The sequence below is a fragment of the Moraxella bovoculi 237 genome, assembly GCF_000696305.2.
Taxonomy (GTDB): Bacteria; Pseudomonadota; Gammaproteobacteria; order Pseudomonadales; family Moraxellaceae; genus Moraxella; species Moraxella bovoculi.
Genome location: NZ_AOMT01000035.1, coordinates 33,207 through 50,125, shown reverse-complemented (window position 1 = coordinate 50,125; position 16,919 = coordinate 33,207). Strand labels below are relative to the sequence as shown.

17 protein-coding genes, 1 tRNA gene, 1 other RNA gene and 1 riboswitch are annotated in these 16,919 nt (G+C 46.7%); of the genes, 3 read left to right on the top strand and 16 right to left on the bottom strand.

Annotation, left to right across the window (positions count from 1 at the left end):
- Nucleotides 1-189 precede the first annotated feature (189 nt).
- The 8 genes from MBO_RS08770 to nfsA form a co-directional block, all read right to left on the bottom strand.
- Nucleotides 190-266, bottom strand: a tRNA-Met gene (locus MBO_RS08770).
- A gap of 77 nt (nucleotides 267-343) precedes the next feature.
- Nucleotides 344-683: RNase P RNA component class A (gene rnpB, locus MBO_RS08765), an RNA gene on the bottom strand.
- Between the two features lie 68 nt (nucleotides 684-751).
- Nucleotides 752-997, bottom strand: a complete 246-nt coding sequence (locus tag MBO_RS08760; protein ID WP_036366799.1) for a YfhL family 4Fe-4S dicluster ferredoxin — start codon at nucleotides 995-997, stop codon at nucleotides 752-754.
- On the bottom strand, nucleotides 998-1,492 hold the full coding sequence (coaD, locus tag MBO_RS08755) for a pantetheine-phosphate adenylyltransferase (protein WP_036366810.1): 495 nt from the start codon (nucleotides 1,490-1,492) through the stop codon (nucleotides 998-1,000).
- A gap of 141 nt (nucleotides 1,493-1,633) precedes the next feature.
- Nucleotides 1,634-2,617, bottom strand: a complete 984-nt coding sequence (locus tag MBO_RS08750) for an ABC transporter substrate-binding protein (RefSeq protein WP_036366798.1) — start codon at nucleotides 2,615-2,617, stop codon at nucleotides 1,634-1,636.
- Nucleotides 2,618-2,647: 30 nt separating this feature from the next.
- Nucleotides 2,648-3,391, bottom strand: coding sequence for an ABC transporter permease (locus MBO_RS08745; protein ID WP_036366797.1), 744 nt, complete (start codon nucleotides 3,389-3,391; stop codon nucleotides 2,648-2,650).
- Complete coding sequence (locus tag MBO_RS08740) at nucleotides 3,391-4,104, bottom strand: ABC transporter ATP-binding protein (RefSeq protein ID WP_036366796.1); 714 nt, start codon at nucleotides 4,102-4,104, stop codon at nucleotides 3,391-3,393. Before MBO_RS08740 ends, MBO_RS08745 begins: the two co-directional genes overlap by 1 nt.
- A gap of 31 nt (nucleotides 4,105-4,135) precedes the next feature.
- Nucleotides 4,136-4,231: riboswitch (TPP riboswitch) on the bottom strand.
- Between the two features lie 82 nt (nucleotides 4,232-4,313).
- Nucleotides 4,314-5,096 carry an oxygen-insensitive NADPH nitroreductase gene (gene nfsA / locus MBO_RS08735; protein ID WP_036366795.1) on the bottom strand — a complete coding sequence of 261 codons (783 nt, stop codon included), beginning with the start codon at nucleotides 5,094-5,096 and terminating at the stop codon, nucleotides 4,314-4,316.
- A 177-nt stretch (nucleotides 5,097-5,273) separates the two neighbouring features.
- Here nfsA and smpB point away from each other — a divergent pair, with 177 nt between their 5' ends.
- Entirely contained in the window at nucleotides 5,274-5,741 is a 468-nt protein-coding gene (gene smpB / locus MBO_RS08730; RefSeq protein ID WP_036366794.1) for an SsrA-binding protein SmpB, read from the top strand.
- A gap of 48 nt (nucleotides 5,742-5,789) precedes the next feature.
- On the opposite strand, the gene rarD is transcribed toward smpB, so the two are convergent.
- Nucleotides 5,790-6,770: an EamA family transporter RarD gene (rarD, locus tag MBO_RS08725; protein WP_036366793.1), complete on the bottom strand. Its 981-nt coding sequence runs from the start codon at nucleotides 6,768-6,770 to the stop codon at nucleotides 5,790-5,792.
- 147 nt (nucleotides 6,771-6,917) lie between these two features.
- Between rarD and MBO_RS08720 the strand changes: the two genes are divergently transcribed.
- Both MBO_RS08720 and MBO_RS08715 read left to right on the top strand, forming a co-directional pair.
- Nucleotides 6,918-7,385 (top strand): Lrp/AsnC family transcriptional regulator, encoded by a 468-nt coding sequence (locus MBO_RS08720; RefSeq protein WP_036366792.1) that lies wholly within the window; start codon nucleotides 6,918-6,920, stop codon nucleotides 7,383-7,385.
- A gap of 24 nt (nucleotides 7,386-7,409) precedes the next feature.
- A complete protein-coding gene (locus MBO_RS08715; protein ID WP_036366791.1) occupies nucleotides 7,410-7,985 on the top strand; it encodes a hypothetical protein in 576 nt (191 codons plus the stop codon).
- Between the two features lie 64 nt (nucleotides 7,986-8,049).
- Here MBO_RS08715 and MBO_RS08710 read toward each other — a convergent pair whose 3' ends face one another.
- The 7 genes from MBO_RS08710 to pheS all read right to left on the bottom strand — a co-directional run bounded on the left by MBO_RS08710 (nucleotide 8,050) and on the right by pheS (nucleotide 16,649).
- Entirely contained in the window at nucleotides 8,050-8,952 is a 903-nt protein-coding gene (locus MBO_RS08710) for a DMT family transporter (RefSeq protein ID WP_046700783.1), read from the bottom strand.
- An 88-nt stretch (nucleotides 8,953-9,040) separates the two neighbouring features.
- On the bottom strand, nucleotides 9,041-11,113 hold the full coding sequence (gene ligA / locus MBO_RS08705) for an NAD-dependent DNA ligase LigA (RefSeq protein WP_052585413.1): 2,073 nt from the start codon (nucleotides 11,111-11,113) through the stop codon (nucleotides 9,041-9,043).
- 73 nt (nucleotides 11,114-11,186) lie between these two features.
- Complete coding sequence (locus MBO_RS08700; RefSeq protein ID WP_036366790.1) at nucleotides 11,187-12,068, bottom strand: cell division protein ZipA C-terminal FtsZ-binding domain-containing protein; 882 nt, start codon at nucleotides 12,066-12,068, stop codon at nucleotides 11,187-11,189.
- Nucleotides 12,069-12,346: 278 nt separating this feature from the next.
- Nucleotides 12,347-12,610, bottom strand: coding sequence for a type B 50S ribosomal protein L31 (locus tag MBO_RS08695; RefSeq protein ID WP_036366789.1), 264 nt, complete (start codon nucleotides 12,608-12,610; stop codon nucleotides 12,347-12,349).
- Between the two features lie 225 nt (nucleotides 12,611-12,835).
- Nucleotides 12,836-13,135 carry an integration host factor subunit alpha gene (locus MBO_RS08690; protein WP_036366788.1) on the bottom strand — a complete coding sequence of 100 codons (300 nt, stop codon included), beginning with the start codon at nucleotides 13,133-13,135 and terminating at the stop codon, nucleotides 12,836-12,838.
- 46 nt (nucleotides 13,136-13,181) lie between these two features.
- Complete coding sequence (gene pheT / locus MBO_RS08685; RefSeq protein ID WP_036366787.1) at nucleotides 13,182-15,581, bottom strand: phenylalanine--tRNA ligase subunit beta; 2,400 nt, start codon at nucleotides 15,579-15,581, stop codon at nucleotides 13,182-13,184.
- Between the two features lie 39 nt (nucleotides 15,582-15,620).
- Nucleotides 15,621-16,649 carry a phenylalanine--tRNA ligase subunit alpha gene (gene pheS / locus MBO_RS08680; protein ID WP_036366786.1) on the bottom strand — a complete coding sequence of 343 codons (1,029 nt, stop codon included), beginning with the start codon at nucleotides 16,647-16,649 and terminating at the stop codon, nucleotides 15,621-15,623.
- Nucleotides 16,650-16,919 lie beyond the last annotated feature (270 nt).

Here is a 16,919-nt window from a genome sequence, read left to right as displayed (position 1 = left end):
GATACATCGTCTGCATCATTATCATTAATCAAGGCTGACCATTTTATCACATTATTTTGTGATGTCAAGCAATTTTTTAAAATTTATTTTTAGTTGATAATTTTTAAAAATGCTTTTTCGTCAGCAGAAATCTAATTATACTATATTTTGAATTGAAGTCAAGAACTTTTTTTCAAATTATTTTATAATTGGTGGCGATGAAGAGACTTGAACTCTTGACCTCACGATTATGAGTCGTGCGCTCTAACCAGCTGAGCTACATCGCCGTTACAGGGTGCGAATTATACAGATGAATTCATTTGCTGTCAATGAAATTTTTCAAAAATTCTGCAATTTTTTAAAATATTATGGCAAACCGATAAGCCGGGTTCTGTCGTGGACAATCATTCATCTAGGCGCATCATCACTGATACGCTCAAGCAACCTACCCGTGTCCCAAGCGGGCAACTCGTTGGACACCTATTTGGTCTTGCTACACGTGGAGTTTACCATGCCATGAACTGTTGCCAGTCATGCGGTGGGCTCTTACCCCACCCTTTCACCCTTACCTATATAATAGGCGGTCTGCTCTCTGTTGCACTGGTCGTAGGCTCTCGCCTCCTAGCCGTTAGCTAGCACGTCGCCCTATGTAGCCCGGACTTTCCTCCCTCCAAAGTTTGGACGGCGATTGTCTAGTCTGCCAAGATGGCTATTATATCATAATTTTCTTGGCTTAAGATACAATCTTTGATTGCTTTATAAATTATCCGTATTATCCAGTAATTCGATGAAATTTCGCCAAAAGCTCTTCTTCGCTCTCGGCATGATTTGGATCTTTTGGAATACAATCTACAGGACAGATATCTACACACTGCGGCGTATCGTAATGGCCCACGCATTCTGTGCATAAATTCGGGTCGATCACATAGATGTCATTGCCGGCACTGATGGCTTCATTAGGGCAGACAGGTTCGCAGACATCGCAGTTGATGCATTCTTCGGTAATAATTAACGCCATTTAGTTCACCGCAAACTTGTTGGCAAAGCCTGTCAGCACACAAGGTGGAACGAATTTTGAGACATCGCCACCAAGCCGTGCCACTTCACGCACCAATGTAGATGACACAAAGGAATATTCTTGAGATGGCGTCAAAAATACCGCCTCAAAATTCTCATCCAAACTACGATTCATGTTGGCAAGACCAAATTCATATTCAAAATCCGACACCGCGCGCAGACCACGAATGACCGCTTGGGTGTTTTGCTCTCTGGCGAAATCCACCAAAAGCCCTTCAAAGCCAACCACCACCACACGTGGATCATCTTTAAATACCGATTCCACCATCGCCACACGCTCATCGAAGCTAAACAGTGGCTTCTTGTGATGGGCGAAAGCAACGGCAATGATCACTTCATCAAACAGTTTCAATGTGCGCTTAACAAGATCGATGTGTCCATTGGTAATGGGGTCGAATGTGCCAGGGTATAGGGCTTTTTTTGGGGTGTGTGAGATCATTGGCTTTTTAAATCTGGCTAAAATAACTGAGTATGCTATCAAATTTTGCTAATTTTTTAAACCTGTTTGTGATTTTAGAATCGCCTTGCTGATTTAAATTAAAAAACGCACCCATTTTGGATGCGTTTTTGATGACCTTTAAGGCAGTTCGATGGCGTATTCGCTGACATTGGGTAGTTTTTTGGTTAGGTTTTGGGCGTACATAAAATCTGCCATGGCTTGATAGCGGTTAATATCCAGCGCTTTTGGGTTATTTGGCAGGTGCGGCAAGGTGTCCGCCCACGCCAGCTTGTTCAGCTCATTATCAAGCTCTTTTGGCTTATAAGCCACGAATGACTGCCATGCTTGATCAGGATTTTGTCTGATAAAATCTGTCGCCTGAGTGATGGCATTCATGAATTTAACCAATTTTTCGTCTTGAATAGCGTTCTTGTTCGCCACGAAAATCAGTTCATCATAGGCGGGCACCCCATGCTCCTCTGGATAGAACGCCACGCCTTCATGTTTTTCGATGTGTAATTGATTAAGCTCAAAATTACGAAACGCACCAATCACGCCATCCGCCTGACCGCTAAGCAAAGAAGGCGAAAGCGACCAGTTTACATTCACCATTTGTACGTCTTTGTCGGTTAAATTGACTGATTGCAGCATGGTCTTTAATAATAGCTCTTCAAACCCGCTCACCGAATAGCCGATTTTTTTGCCTTTTAGGTCTTCTAGCTTGGTGATGTTGCTGTCTTTTAGAATGACTAAGCTGTTCAGCGGCGTATTAATCACCGTGCCAATGCGCACAAGTGGCAAGCCTTGGGCGATGCTTTGTTGTAGCTGCGGCTGATAATCAACCGCGATGTCTGCTTGGTTTGAGGCGACCAGTTTTGGCGGCATGGATGGATCGGCGGGTTCTGTGATCTCAACATCAAGCCCCTGCTCATCAAAATACCCTTGCTGCTTAGCGATGATGATGGCTGCGTGATTCGGGTTTACGAACCAATCTAGTAGCAATGTTAGCTTTTGAACGTCTTGCACGCTGTCTTTAGCATTTTGTTCTTTTGGCGCGCAAGCCAATAAAATCAGCGCAGCGGTGGCGATAAGCGCACCTTTGATAAATTTCGATAAAGTCATAAATTCTCCTTTTTATGGTTGGTTGTGTGATTAACGCACATGGGATGCCCAAGGAATTAGGCGTTTTAATAAATAATCACCCAAAAAATACAGACTAAGTGCGATAATAACGAGTACAAATAACGCCACAAACATCAAATCAACCTGCATTCTGGCATTGGCATGCAACATGAGATAACCCAAGCCGTGCGATGAGCCGACCCATTCGCCAACCACTGCCCCAATTGGCGCGATCGAGATGGCAATGCGAAGCCCTGATGCTAGGGCAGGTAGCGCAGCGGGCAGTTTAACCTTTAATAGCATCTGCATGGGCGAAATGCGATAAGTTTGAGCAATGTCAAGCCACGCATTCTGAGTCTGGCGCAGCCCATCAAAACACGCTGCCGTGACAGGGAAATAAATAATCATTACCGTCATGACAATCTTCGAGGTGATCCCATATCCAAACCAAAGCACGAGCAATGGCGCGATGGCAAATACAGGAATCGCCTGCGAGATGATCAGTATAGACAACAGCACCGAGGACAATCTGCGCGACGCACTTAATATCAATGCTGACGCCACACCCAAGGTCGTGCCAATGCCAAGCCCAAACAAAATCTCAATCAGCGTAATTCTGGCTTGCTCCCAGATAAGCTCATGATGCACTAAGAATGATTCATAGACCGCCAAAGGACTTGGTAGAATGTAGTGCGGTAACTCACCAAGCGACACAATCACCTGCCAAATCAATAACAAAACCAAGGTAATCAAAGGTATCTTGAGCCATCGCATCAGACAATCTCCCCAAGCTCAGCAAGGAGCCGTGCATGTAGCTCACCAAATACGCTATGAGTGAGCGCCCTAATGGGTCTATCATCTGGCGTGATTTTTAGGGATATGGTGGCGGGCTGGTGTTTTAGGACATAAATATCATCACTAAGTCGAAGAGCTTCTTGGGGGTCGTGAGTGATGAGTAGGACGGTTTTGTCTTGTAGCAATTCATACGCCAAAGCCTGTAATTCATGGCGTGTCACGGCATCTAATGCAGAAAACGGCTCATCCATCAGCACCAGATCGGCATCCATCATGAGCGTGCGCGCCAATGCAACACGCTGTCTTTGGCCGCCTGAGAGTTCGTGGACTTTTTTATGAGTGTGATCGCTCATCTTTACTTGGGTGAGTAGTTGCAGTGCTTTGGCGTGTGTCTTGGGGGATTTGCGACCTGATAGGTGCACATAGAGCTGTACATTATCGATGATTGATAGCCAAGGATACAGCGCATCGTGCTGAGCCATGTAGGCGATATTGGCATCGTCTAGGAAGCTAACTTCTCCCTGATAGCCTTTCTCAAGTCCTGCGATGATGCGCAGCAAGGTGGATTTGCCCACACCCGAGCCACCCAATAGACTGCTAAAGCGACCTTTGGGCAATTGAAAATTAAAATCATGAAAAATCTGCTGCTCGCAGAATCTTAGCGACAGACCGTCTATGCTAACGTGGTGCATACGCCCTCTAGCAGGACAGTAGAAATGATGGGGTGGGCATGGTTTAGTTTCCTACGACAGTATTAACTGAATCAGGTTCACGGGTATTATCTCAGCCATCAAAAGGACAGCACCCCGACTAAAAATTTAAAAGATTATAACGTATTCTCGTCAATATTGTAAAGCCTTTCGCGCCTGCAATATGCAACGAAAGGCTTGAATGCTAAAGGTTATCGCTTGGCAAAGCCTTGCTTTTGTAGGTATTCTAGCATGAAGGGACGCACTTCAGCGCCGAAGGTTTGGGCGATTTGAGCGCGCCAGTCTAGATCAAGCTTGCGCCCTTGGTAATATTCACGCACTTGTTCGTTGTACGCATTTAGGGACGCTTCATCAGCTTCTTGGTAGGCGTCGGTAGAGACAAGTACGTCTAGCGGCAGACGTGGACGCTGTGATTGGTTAATCTTAGACTCCCAATCAGGATGACCTAAGCACAGACCGAATAATGGGACGACGTGCTTAGGGCAGCCTAAGATCTCGCCTGCTCGCTCGATGTCATTACGAAGAGAACCGATAAATACGCCGCCCAAGCCAAGACTCTCGGCCGCAGCCAGTACGTTTTGCGCCATGAGTGCGGCATCGATCGCACCAATTAGCGTCACCTCTGTCCAGTCAGTCTGCACATCCGCCAGCTGGTTATGGCGCTTAGCATCCATACAAAAAATCAGATACTCAGCACAAGACTCCACATAGCCATGACCCAAACGCTCGCCATTGGCAAACGCTTCATTATAATCCGCCTCGCTCATGTTGCATGAGATCTGACGCAGCTGGGTACGCTTAGCGCTATCAACCACACGAATGATGCTCGTCGCCTGCAAAAAGCTGGACGTCGATACCGCACGCCCCGCTTCCAAGATCGCCTGCAGCATCTCATCAGAAATCGGTTCGCCTGTGTATTTACGCACAGAGCGGTGGTTCAATAGAGTCTCAATGGTAGGAGCACTATTTAGCATGGTTGTTCCTTGTGTAGATAATATGGATAAATCATGTTCATGGTATCAATTATCGCCTTTAAACGCAAATCGATTTCGCAAAAATTGACAATTAGGCAAATTAACAGATGCACTACTTTATCGGCTGTCATAATTTGTTATAATACCAAGCATTATATAAAAATAGGACAAAAACTCATGGCAAAAAAACCAAGCAATCAAATCTGTGCCAATAAAAAAGCACGCCACGAATATTTTATCGAAGAGACCTTTGAAGCTGGGCTTGCCCTGGAGGGCTGGGAAGTCAAAGCAATCCGCGCAGGCAAAATGGCGATCACCGACGCTTATGTCATTTTCAAAAATGGCGAAGCGTTCTTGTTCGGTGCGCACATTCAGCCGCTTTTGACCAGCTCAACGCACATCAATCCAGACAACATTCGCACGCGCAAATTACTTCTTAATCGCCGCGAGATTGACAAATTATTCGGCATGGTCAACCAAAAAGGCTATGCGGTCGTGCCATTATCTTGCTACTGGAAATCTTCACGCGTCAAATGCGAAATCGCCCTAGCTAAAGGTAAAAAACTCCACGACAAGCGCGCCACCCTAAAAGAACGCGATTGGCAAATGGATAAAAAACGCGGGTTCAAGGCGGATTTACGATAATTCCCGTCGTCAAAATGAAAAGGTCAATGTGATATTGACCTTTTCATTTTATTGGCTTGATGCTGATTCACCTTTATTCTTGCGATACGAGACAACACCTTGCAGTACCAAACACAAAATTCCCGCCCAGATCAGCCCATAGCTGCCCAGCATGTCCATCGTAAATGTTCCGCCAAGCACCGTCACCGCAAGCAAGAACAACAGCGCAGGCTCGATATATCCCATTAAGCCGAACAGACTGACAGGCAGCAGGCGATTCGCCTCAAGATGCGACTGCAGCGCAAGGATGCTCACCACGCCAAGACCCACGACTTTAAGAAGCAGCCAACCATCCGTTAGCACCGTCTTGACTGTATCCATGTCAGTCATGATAAGCCAAATCAAGCACACGGGTGCGATGATGAGCGCATCGATGAACAGGCCTGTCACAGCACGCACCTTCTGAACGCGGCGCATGATGTAGTAAATCGGATAAGTACCACACACCCAAAACGTCGCCCAACTAAGCTCGCCTGTGCGCACGATCTCCGCTGCCACGCCTACCCCCGCTAAGGCGACCGCAAGCCACTGCACCTTGCTTAGCTTTTCTTTAAATAATACACAGCCGAACAACACCATCGTCAATGGGAAAAGAAAATAGCCCATCGCTGTCTGTACGCCTTGGTCGTTCAGTGGTGCCCACATAAAGAGCCACAGCTGACTGGCAAAAATCGGTGTCGGCAGCAACAGCCAAAACCAAGACTTTACGCCCTTGATGGCTTTTAGATCATTGATGATGGTTTTTGATTGCCCACTAACCACCAAGAACACCAACAAACAGCCCAAGATCATCACCATGCGCCACAAAAACACGCTCGTGCCGGTCAAAGGCGACAACCATTTGCCATACGTGTACAGCACCCCAAATAATAAGTTAGCAAGTACGACAAGCGCAATTCCCCACATGAATTGTCGGCGCGCCCGAGCTTTGGCGGTGTCTTGTGGCGCGATGAGTACACTAGAATTGGTTACAGAAATGTTCGCATTCATGATATTTGTCTATTCAAATAATTTTCGCACATTTTAAATAAAAATCATGAGAATAAAGCACGATCAAAGTTAATTATTTAGTTTTATTTTGCATATAATAGGTAATTTTGATAAAATTTCTCATAATTAACTAAATTATGTAATCTAATGACACACGCACTTGATGACACCGATAAAATCATCTTAAATCTCCTACAAGATGATGCGACACTCCCACTAAAGAGCGTCGCCGAACGAGCGGGTATCTCTATCGCCACGGCACAGCGACGCATCAGCACGCTTATCGATCAGAAAATCATCGCCAAGCAAGTCGCCATCATCGACCCCACCAAGGTCGGCTACACACTCACAGTACTGGTGATGATCAAGATGGCAACGTCGAGCGTATCCATGCAGCAGCGGTTTGAGCGGGTCATGGCATCCGAGCCACAGGTGATGATGTGTTATGAAATCTCAGGTGATTATGACTTTGTGCTGATGGTGACTAGCCAAAACATGCAAGACTATCACGCTTTTACACGCCGCCTATTGACCAGTGAAAATAACGTCAATCACTTTAACAGTCAATTTGTGATGAATTTTATTAAATCTGGCACCAAAATTACGCTAAAATAGGCAATTATTTTTAGAAGGTTACTCATGAAATTATCCATCCTAACGCTTACACTGTCTGCTTGTCTTCTCATCGGCTGCTCTAAGCCTGCTGAGCCTACCCAATCCAGCGACAGCGCAGACACTGCCGATAATATCGAATCGCACAACCCACACAGCATTGAAGCACTCACCGACACCCTAAAAGCTGATGGCGTCGATATTGACAGTCCCGAGATTCAGCCAATCATCACCGCCGATGGTAAAATCCAGATCAACTGGAGGCTCATCGACACCAACACCCAAAAGGCCGACATCAATAGCTATCAATACCCCATCGACATTCGCAGTCAAGCGGTGCAAAACTATGCCAAAGCCTACAACATCAGCGATCAACAGGCCCAGCACAGCATCGTCGTTAGCATGGCAGCACCCGAAGCACTGGGCAAGATTCTCGATCAGTTAGAAGACGGCTATAAAGGCCATGAACTCACCGATGGCGCCGACATGAAGCTCATCATTCACACCAAGGATAATGTCGTCGCTGACAAGCATGAATACGTCTTTGCGGACAAGTTTGGGGAAGGCCTGGTATTGCCGATCGAGATTCGCCCTGCCAAATAAGACAACCAAATAAAAAAGGGTTGAACATGACATTCAATCCTTTTTTGTTTTAGCTAAATGTTAATCAATTTCTTGCCTTTAATGAGCCTAGATAGATGGCGAACATCACCAAAAACGCACCGCCCCATTGAAGCCCACTGATCGCCTTATGCAGCCAAAAATAATCAATCAGCAGTGCTGCCACAGGCTCTGACAGCAAGAGCAGACCTGTCAGCGACAAGGCAAGCTTAGGAATAGAATAAGCAATAAGCCCCCACGCCATGCACTGCATGACCGCACCGTATACGAACACCCAGCCCCATTCACTCATGGTGGTAGGCATGATTTGCCCCCAATTCCACAAGAGCATCATCGGCAGCATCGTCAGCGCACCGCCTGCACCCACGATGGTCATCATTGGCAATATAGGCACACGAACGACTTCATGGGTGCGCCGAATATACGCCATGGAGATCGCCAAGAATGCCCCAGAGGCAATCCCAGAGACAAAGCCCCACAGCGCAGCATCATTGTGCGCAAACTCAGGGCTGGCGATGAGTGCCACTCCAACCGATGCCATTACAAGACTCAAAAGCTGCATCTTGGTCTGACGCTCACCAAACCACAAAAACGCAATGAATGCCAAAAAGAAAATCTGCAAGCTGTTTAATAAAGTAGAAATACCCGGCCCGATCGCATAAATACTCTCATGCCACAGCGCCAAATCAAAACCAAGTGCAGCCCCTGATATCAGCGCAAATCCAATGGCTTTTTTATCGGTGGGGAAATGCTGACCAAAAATCTTCGCAAGCACCAAAAAAACCCCTGTCGATATGAGCAACCGCCAAAATGCCATGGCATACGCACCGACCGTCTCAACGTGTGCGACGATCAGGCTACCCAGTCCGAATAAGATACAACCAACCAACAGCCCAAACATGGAGAACAGGTCACTCTTGCTCTTTGGCCGTGTGTTACTTATCGTCATGGATATTCCTTAATCTATTACTTAATTTTGGCTTTGGTAGCTTATCATGAGCACAAGCAAAGTCAATCATTAGGCTGTCATAGGGCAATTAAGCTCGCCCATGCTCTGTCAATAGTGCCATAAATGTCGCCTCATCCATCACTTGCACGCCTAAGCTTTGCGCTTTATCAAGCTTGGAGCCTGCCTTTTCGCCTGCCAATAGCATGCTGGTTTTGGCAGATACTGATCCTAAGACTTTTGCGCCCAATGCCTGTAGATGCGCCTTGGCTTCATCTCGCCCCATCGCTGATAGTGTGCCAGTCACCACCCAAGTCTGCCCATCTAATGGTGCATCGCCTGTGTTTTTTGTCACTGCACCCCAATGGATGCCAGCATTAATCAAGCCGTCGATGACTTCATTGTTATGCTCACTTTGGAAGAACTCCATGATATTAACCGCCGTGATGTCGCCAATGTCTGGCACATGAAGCAGCTGCTCGGCACTTGCTTGTCTTAATGCATCAAAACTCTCAAAACTCTCTGCCAAATTCTGCGCAGTGGTCTCACCCACCCCACGAATACCTAGTGCAAAGATAAATCTTGGCAGGGTTGTGTTTTTGGATGTTTCAATGGCGGACAGCATATTGGCAACAGATTTTTCGCCGAGACCCTCCAAGGTCATCAGATGTTCTTGATGGTCTTTTAGAGTATAAATGTCAGCAACTGTCTTGATCAGATTCATCTCAAAGAACTTGATCAGCCATTGCCCACCCAAGCCATCAATATCCATCGCGCGGCGCGACACAAAGTGAATCAGTGCCTCCTTAGACTGAGCAGGGCAATACAATCCGCCCGTGCAGCGAGCCAGCGCCTCACCCTCGGGCAAGGAGACATGAGAATCACACACAGGGCAAGTCTCTGGTAGTGTGATCGAGCTGACATTCTCATCACGCAGCTCCATCATCACTCCCGAGACTTTCGGAATAACATCACCAGCGCGGTGGATGCTCACCATGTCGCCAACCATAACGCCAAGCCGCTGAATCTCACCAAAATTATGCAGCGTCACGTTACTGACCGTCACCCCACCGACATTAACAGGCTCCAATTTACCCACAGGGGTCAGCTGTCCTGTACGCCCTACTTGCCACTCTACCGTCAAAAGACGCGTGATGGCATTCTGGGCGGCAAATTTATAAGCCGTCGCCCATCTCGGTTCGCGGCTCAAAAACCCCAAATCATTCTGCAGCGCTAACGAATTCACCTTGATTACCACCCCATCAATCTCAAAGGGCAGCTGATCGCGTGCATTGGCGATATTATCATAAAATTCCTGCACACCCTTAGGGGTGGTTGCAGTATCAAAAGGCGCAGTCTCAAATCCTAACGTGCGCAGATATTCCAATGCACCACTTTGGGTCGTGATGTGACTTGGCAAACCCTGATTCACTGAATACCCAAAAAACGCCAAAGGTCGTGCTGCTGCAATGGCAGGATTAAGTTGGCGCAGACTGCCCGCGGCGGCATTTCTAGGATTGGCAAAAGTCTTCTCACCACGCAGTTCACTGTCTTTATTAAACTTCATAAAGCCCGCTTTTGGCATGAGCACCTCGCCGCGCACTTCCAATAAATCAATATCGACACACTCTGGCAGCACCAACGGTAAGTTACGGATGGTTCTGACATTATGCGTAATATCCTCACCCAAGCGACCATCGCCACGCGTGATGGCTTGAGTGAATACGCCATTCATGTATTTTAAGGATACTGCCAAACCGTCCAGCTTAAGCTCCATCTCAAATTCTGGCTGCTTATTTTTATCATCAAGGCGGTCATTGATACGGCGAACGAAGCTTAATAGCCCTTCTTCATCGAATACATTTCCCAAGGAGAGCATCGCCAAATCATGCGCCACTTGATTAAAAGCAGGTAGCGGCTCACCGCCCACGCTGTCGGTCGGGCTGTCAGGTTGTTTTAAATTGGGATGCGCTTGTTCAAGCTGCACCAACTTAGATCTTAGACTGTCGTACTCATCATCAGCGATGGTTGGGTTATCAAGCACATAATAGGCGTGGTTGTGTTTTTTTAGCGCTTGAATCAGATTACGCATTTGGCCAACGATGTGATCATCTTTGGGGTTGGCTACTAAATCCTCTTGGGTAAAATCAAATAAATCGGTCATTTTTAACTTCTAAACAACTATAAAATCAGACAAAAAACCGCCTTAGCAAAGACGGTTTTTAGAAGGCATAAACTTATTGATGGCTGGCAGCGTGGGCACGCAATTTGGCAAATTCTGCATCGTCGAGCGTGTAGCCCTCTTCGTTATATATGTCAGCCTCTAGGTCATCAGCGATCATCTGCGCCACTGACACCATGCTATCAAAGCCACGCAAGGCATGTGGGTGCGGCAGTGATAAGAACAATAGAATGCTATTAAAACGACTCTCAGCAAGTACATTCAAGTCAAACGGCTGAACACCCTCGTTATTGACGCCCATCATACTAAACCACAGATCGCCCGTGCCATTCTCATGCTCGTAGCGGTGGAACATGTTCATCACGCCATATTTTAAGCCGTATTCACGCACCAAGCTCAGTACGGTTTTGCCTGACAGTCCCGTGTAGGCGTTACGCGGTGTGATCACCACAGCGATGTTATCTGTGGCATTCAACAGTGGGCTGTTATTCTGATCGAAGCTTTCTTGGTCAGACAGATGCTTATCTAGGATTGGGGAGTTTTGCTCAAATTTACCATTAAGCTCACGCAGCTGTTCGGTCTCTTCGTGCGCAGCATCGCTCGGCGCGATCGCCTCATCAGCATTTTCAGCAGGCTTATTGGGCTCAGGATTAATAATCGGTCGATCTGATGCACTCACCACAGGGGATGAAGCTGCCACCGCCGCCATGCTGGTTAGCGCATCAGGTGCGTCGTCGCTTGGCAAGGCAACCGCATCATCATGAGTCAGCAGTCGCTCGTCTCTTGGCGTGATCGGTAAACCATCTTTGTGATGTACATCACCAGCATGATCGATTTGTTTTTTGCTATTAATGGCGCGCAAAATGGCAGGCACCAACAAAATACATCCGAGTACAATCGCAAGCACTGCAAGCAATAGCCAAACACTCTGATCCATATCTACCCCAAATATTCTTTTAAAAAATCTAACATCATCATCAACTGATGGTTGATACAAATAAATTATTCATAGTCTATCACGATGCGCCAAATTCGTCATCTATTTGTTGGACCAAGTTTTATATTTTTGGCAATTATTTTTATAAATTTGAACAGCTTAATGTTCTTTTGATAAAAACTGTTCAAAAGTCGCTCAACTCATTGTGATGGATAATAAAAAAAACCGTCCATACAGGACGGTTTTCATCAAAAGCTTTGTTGCTTTTGGTGGACAAGTTAGGCTTTTTTGCCACGGCTTGCGAATGCACCAAAACGCTTGTTGAAGCTAGCAACACGACCTTCGTTAGATGCTTTACGTTGCTCGCCAGTGTAGAATGGGTGCGACGCACTTGAAATATCAAGTGGGAAATATGGGTATTCTTGACCTTCGTATTCACGAGTAGTCTTAGTCGCAACAGTTGAGCGAGTTAGGAAGTACACGTCAGCATTGGTGTCATGGAATAGAACTTCTTTGTATTCTGGGTGGATGTCTTTACGCATGATGATCGTCCAATAAATCTAAGCACTAATATATACTGCCTTGGCAAATGCCATTACAGCCGAACATAGCCACGCCATCACCAACCAACTTTGGCATACCGCACCATGTTTTCACACATTAGCCCACTTAGATGGGAAAAATGAGCCGATATTTTAGCAAAACACCACCAACTATTCAAGCAAATTTAGCAAATCAGCTCATTGAAATTAACGGCAGTCTGCCGACTAACGCGGATCATTCTCCATCTCGATGCGCGTGCGGAATTTTTGACCTGCCTTGAATGTTACCACGCGGCGCGCCTTAACAGGAATGCTCTCGCCTGTCTTTGGGTTACGCCCTGGGCGGGATTTTTTGTCTTTTAATTCAAAATTACCAAATCCAGAGATCTTGACTTCCTTGCCGTCAGCGAGATTTTGGCTAATTTCTTCAAAAAATTTATCCACAATCCGTCTGGCATCTTGGCGAGTGATGCGCAGACGAATCGTTAAGCGGTCTATCATGTCAGCTTTGGTTAATGCACTCATGATGTGTCCTTATGTTAGGTCAATAGCCACCGAAGTGGCATTTGGATTAACTGTCTCTTAGTTTTGCGCCGTGCTTGTCGCTCAATCTAGAGACGACATCATCCATCGCTTTTTTGATGACATCATCTTCTAATGTGGCATCAGCATTCTGGAAAAGCATGGCAAAAGCCAGTGATTTTTTGTCCTCTGGCAGTCTGTCGCCTTCATAGACATCGAACAGCCAAAGATCGGTCAGATATTTACCCGCTGCCGCACGAATATCCACAACCAAATCTTGCCACTCTACCGATTTATCCACCAAGAATGCCAAGTCACGGCGCACGCTTGGGAATTTACTCGGGGCGGTGATGGCGTTGGTCGCGCGATGCAGATCGATGAGATCTTCGATGGCAAATTGAGCCACCCAAACAGCCGGCAGATCAAGCGCTTTGGCGATGCTTGGGTGTAACTGACCGAACCAGCCAAGATGCACACCATTTACCACAAGATAAGCACTTTGCCCAGGGTGTAAGAACGCCAAATCAGCGCGCTCGTAGGTTAGGCTGGTCTTATTTAGATGTTGTGGCAGTAGGCTTTCAACATCGCGCTTTAGATCAAAAAAGTCCATCACGCGCTTATCATAGATGCCCTCTTCAGCAACCAAGCCGGTGGCAACCATCGCAAGGCTCGGGGTCTGCACTAGGTTATCAATGTTCTGACCCACAAAAGACAAACCCGTCTCAAACAGACGTACGCGAGGCTGTTGGCGGTTTAGGTTATAAGACACCACAGGTAGCAGGCTGGATAATAATGTACGGCGCATTACCGCTAAGTCTGCTGAGATTGGATTGGCAAGTGGCAATACTGCCCCAAGCTTGCCATCATTAAATAGCGCTTCGATCTTAGCATCGCTAAAGCTAAAGCTCACCGCCTCAAAGTAACCCGATGCCGCTAGGCTTAATTTGAGTTCATGCGTTAGATCTGCTGTGTCGTCATAGCTCATGTCCACAGCAAATTCTGGCAAGCGTGGCTTAATGTGATCATAGCCGTGGATACGCGCAATTTCTTCAACCAGATCCTCTGCGATATTTATGTCAAAGCGATGGCTTGGCGGCTGGCAGATGAATTTATCACCATCAAACTGCGTGACAATCTCTAGACGATTTAGAATATCGACAACTTCATCGCTAGGCAGTGCCACGCCCAACAGCTGCTCGATCTTCGCATATGGTAGATGGATTGGGCTGCGTTTTGGTAGTTTATCAAGATTTTCTACGGTGGTAATCTGCCCGACTTCTGCACCTGCCACTTCGTGAATCAAAGCGGTCGCGCGATGAAGCGCCATCAATGGCAATTCAAAGTCCACACCACGCTCAAAGCGCTGGCTGGCATCGGTATGCAAACCAAAACGTCTGGCGCGTGCGGCGATGGCAAGCTGATTAAAATGCGCAGATTCCAACACGATGTTCGTCGTCTCGTCAGTCACTGACGAGCGCATGCCACCCATGATGCCCGCCAATGCCAGCGCGCCTACATCATCAGCAATCAAAAGCTCATCGCCTGTTAGCGTGATGGTCTGCTCATTAAGTAGTTCTAGTGTCTCACCTTGATTCGCCAGACGTACAACGATGTCGCCTTGAATTTTATCCGCATCAAAGGCATGAAGTGGCTGACCCAGCTCTAGCAATACATAGTTCGTCACATCCACCAAGAAGTTGTGTGTGCGCATGCCTGATGCCATCAGATTATCCACCAGCCATTTTGGACTCTTGGCAGTACGGTCGATATTACTGATGTACTGCGCAAGATAACGCGGGCAGGCTTCATCATTAAGCACATTAACATTGACTTTTTTGTCGGTGTTTGGGGTTATGACTTTGATCTCTGAGCGGCTTAGCGGCAGGCGATTAATCACGCTAATCTCACGAGCCAGACCCAAAGCACTAAAGCAATCACCACGGTTTGGCGTGATGGCGATGTCAAAGATCATCGCATCTAAGCCCAAATAATCACGCACATCAACGCCGATCGGCGCATCATCAGGCAGCTCTAATATACCATCAATCTCATCAGTCAGACCAATCTCAGAAGCACCGCACAGCATGCCTTGGCTCTCGATGCCACGAAGCTTGCCTTTTTTGATGTTAAATGGCTTACCATCAATCGGTGGCAGCACCGCACCGACAGTCGCGACGGCAACTTTTAGGCCTGTACGGACATTTGGCGCACCACAGACGATCTGTAGGTTCTCACCTGTACCGATATTAACCGTAGTAACACGCAGGCGATCCGCATCGGGATGCTGCTCACAGGTGATGACCTCGCCGACCACCACGCCACTAAATTCAGGCGCAACCGTGTCTGAACCGTCTAACTCCAGCCCCGCCATGGTGAGCTGCTGACCCAATTCATCCGAGGTGTTGGCAGGATTTGCCCATTGTCTTAGCCAGTTTTCGCTGATTTTCATAATATTCTCTAGATTCTATTTTTTAATAATTGTCGTTTATCAAGCAAACTGCTTTAAAAATCTCAAGTCATTTTGGAAGAACAGACGCAGATCGTTCACGCCATAGTACAACATCGCGAAACGCTCAATGCCAAGCCCAAACGCAAAGCCTGTATATTCATCAGGATCGATGCCACAGTTACGCAGAACTTGTGGGTGTACCATGCCACAGCCCAGCACTTCTAGCCATTTGCCATTATCAGACAAAATATCCACTTCGGCAGATGGCTCAGTAAATGGGAAGAAACTAGGACGGAAACGAACGGTCATCTCCTTACCAAAGAAAGCGTTCAAAAATTCATGAATCACGCCTTTTAACTCAGCGAAGTTCGATGACTTTGAAATCATCAACCCTTCCATCTGATGGAACATTGGCGAATGCGTCTGGTCACTGTCACAGCGATATACGCGACCCGGACAGATGATGCGTAGCGGCGGCTCGCTCTTCTCCATGGTGCGAATCTGCACCCCACTGGTGTGCGTGCGCAGTAGATAATGCGCATCAAAATAAAAAGTATCATGCATGGCGCGCGCAGGATGATAATCAGGGATGTTCAGCGCCTCAAAGTTATAATAGTCGCTCTCAACCTCAGGTCCTGTCGCCACACTAAAGCCCGCCTGTGTGAAGAATTGCTTCATGCGCTCGGTGACGTGCGTGATTGGATGCAGGCCACCTGATGCCACACCACGAGCGGGCAAGCTGATATCCACCTGTTCACTGGCAAGCTTGGCATTAAGTGCCTGCTCTGCCAGTGCTGTCCCACGTGCATCAAATGCGGCCGTCAGACGCGTACGGAGCTCGTGCAGATATGCGCCGTAGGTTTTTTTGCCATCTGTATCTAGGCTGCCCATCTGCTTAGATAGTGTAGTGATGTCGCTTTTTTTACCTTGAAGGGTTACTTTTAGTTCTTGAAGCTCGCTTTCGCTCTGGGCGTTATTGATAAGTGCGCTTGCCGCATCAGTGAATGCCAAAAAATCCTGCTCGCTTAGCGATGCCAATGGCTGATTTAAGGTGGGTATTGTAGTCATAAAAGAGCAACTTTCATTAATTTTCTTAGGAATATAAAGGACTTATTGTAAATAATTCATTTTCAAATGTAAATAAGCGATTCAGATTATTAGCAATTCTATTGGAAAAATCGCAATCTTAATCAGGCTTGCACGCAGAGTTGTTAAAGTTTCAAGAAAAATATCAAAATTTTTCACAAAAATTGTAAATTTCTCGAAATAACTATTGCTATGCATTTAGTTTTTATGTATATTTTCGTTGCAGTCTTAGCAATTTATTGCAGGATTGCA

Excerpts from the sequence above, each read along its gene's own strand:
- MBO_RS08760 (WP_036366799.1), bottom strand. The coding sequence starts at position 997 with ATGGCGTTAATTATTACCGAAGAATGCATCAACTGCGATGTCTGCGAA.
- MBO_RS08750 (WP_036366798.1), bottom strand. The coding sequence starts at position 2,617 with ATGACTTTATCGAAATTTATCAAAGGTGCGCTTATCGCCACCGCTGCG.
- MBO_RS08745 (WP_036366797.1), bottom strand. The coding sequence starts at position 3,391 with ATGCGATGGCTCAAGATACCTTTGATTACCTTGGTTTTGTTATTGATT.
- MBO_RS08740 (WP_036366796.1), bottom strand. The coding sequence starts at position 4,104 with ATGCACCACGTTAGCATAGACGGTCTGTCGCTAAGATTCTGCGAGCAG.
- nfsA (WP_036366795.1), bottom strand. The coding sequence starts at position 5,096 with ATGCTAAATAGTGCTCCTACCATTGAGACTCTATTGAACCACCGCTCT.
- smpB (WP_036366794.1), top strand. The coding sequence starts at position 5,274 with ATGGCAAAAAAACCAAGCAATCAAATCTGTGCCAATAAAAAAGCACGC.
- rarD (WP_036366793.1), bottom strand. The coding sequence starts at position 6,770 with ATGAATGCGAACATTTCTGTAACCAATTCTAGTGTACTCATCGCGCCA.
- MBO_RS08720 (WP_036366792.1), top strand. The coding sequence starts at position 6,918 with ATGACACACGCACTTGATGACACCGATAAAATCATCTTAAATCTCCTA.
- MBO_RS08715 (WP_036366791.1), top strand. The coding sequence starts at position 7,410 with ATGAAATTATCCATCCTAACGCTTACACTGTCTGCTTGTCTTCTCATC.
- MBO_RS08710 (WP_046700783.1), bottom strand. The coding sequence starts at position 8,952 with ATGACGATAAGTAACACACGGCCAAAGAGCAAGAGTGACCTGTTCTCC.
- ligA (WP_052585413.1), bottom strand. The coding sequence starts at position 11,113 with ATGACCGATTTATTTGATTTTACCCAAGAGGATTTAGTAGCCAACCCC.
- MBO_RS08700 (WP_036366790.1), bottom strand. The coding sequence starts at position 12,068 with ATGGATCAGAGTGTTTGGCTATTGCTTGCAGTGCTTGCGATTGTACTC.
- MBO_RS08695 (WP_036366789.1), bottom strand. The coding sequence starts at position 12,610 with ATGCGTAAAGACATCCACCCAGAATACAAAGAAGTTCTATTCCATGAC.
- MBO_RS08690 (WP_036366788.1), bottom strand. The coding sequence starts at position 13,135 with ATGAGTGCATTAACCAAAGCTGACATGATAGACCGCTTAACGATTCGT.
- pheT (WP_036366787.1), bottom strand. The coding sequence starts at position 15,581 with ATGAAAATCAGCGAAAACTGGCTAAGACAATGGGCAAATCCTGCCAAC.
- pheS (WP_036366786.1), bottom strand. The coding sequence starts at position 16,649 with ATGACTACAATACCCACCTTAAATCAGCCATTGGCATCGCTAAGCGAG.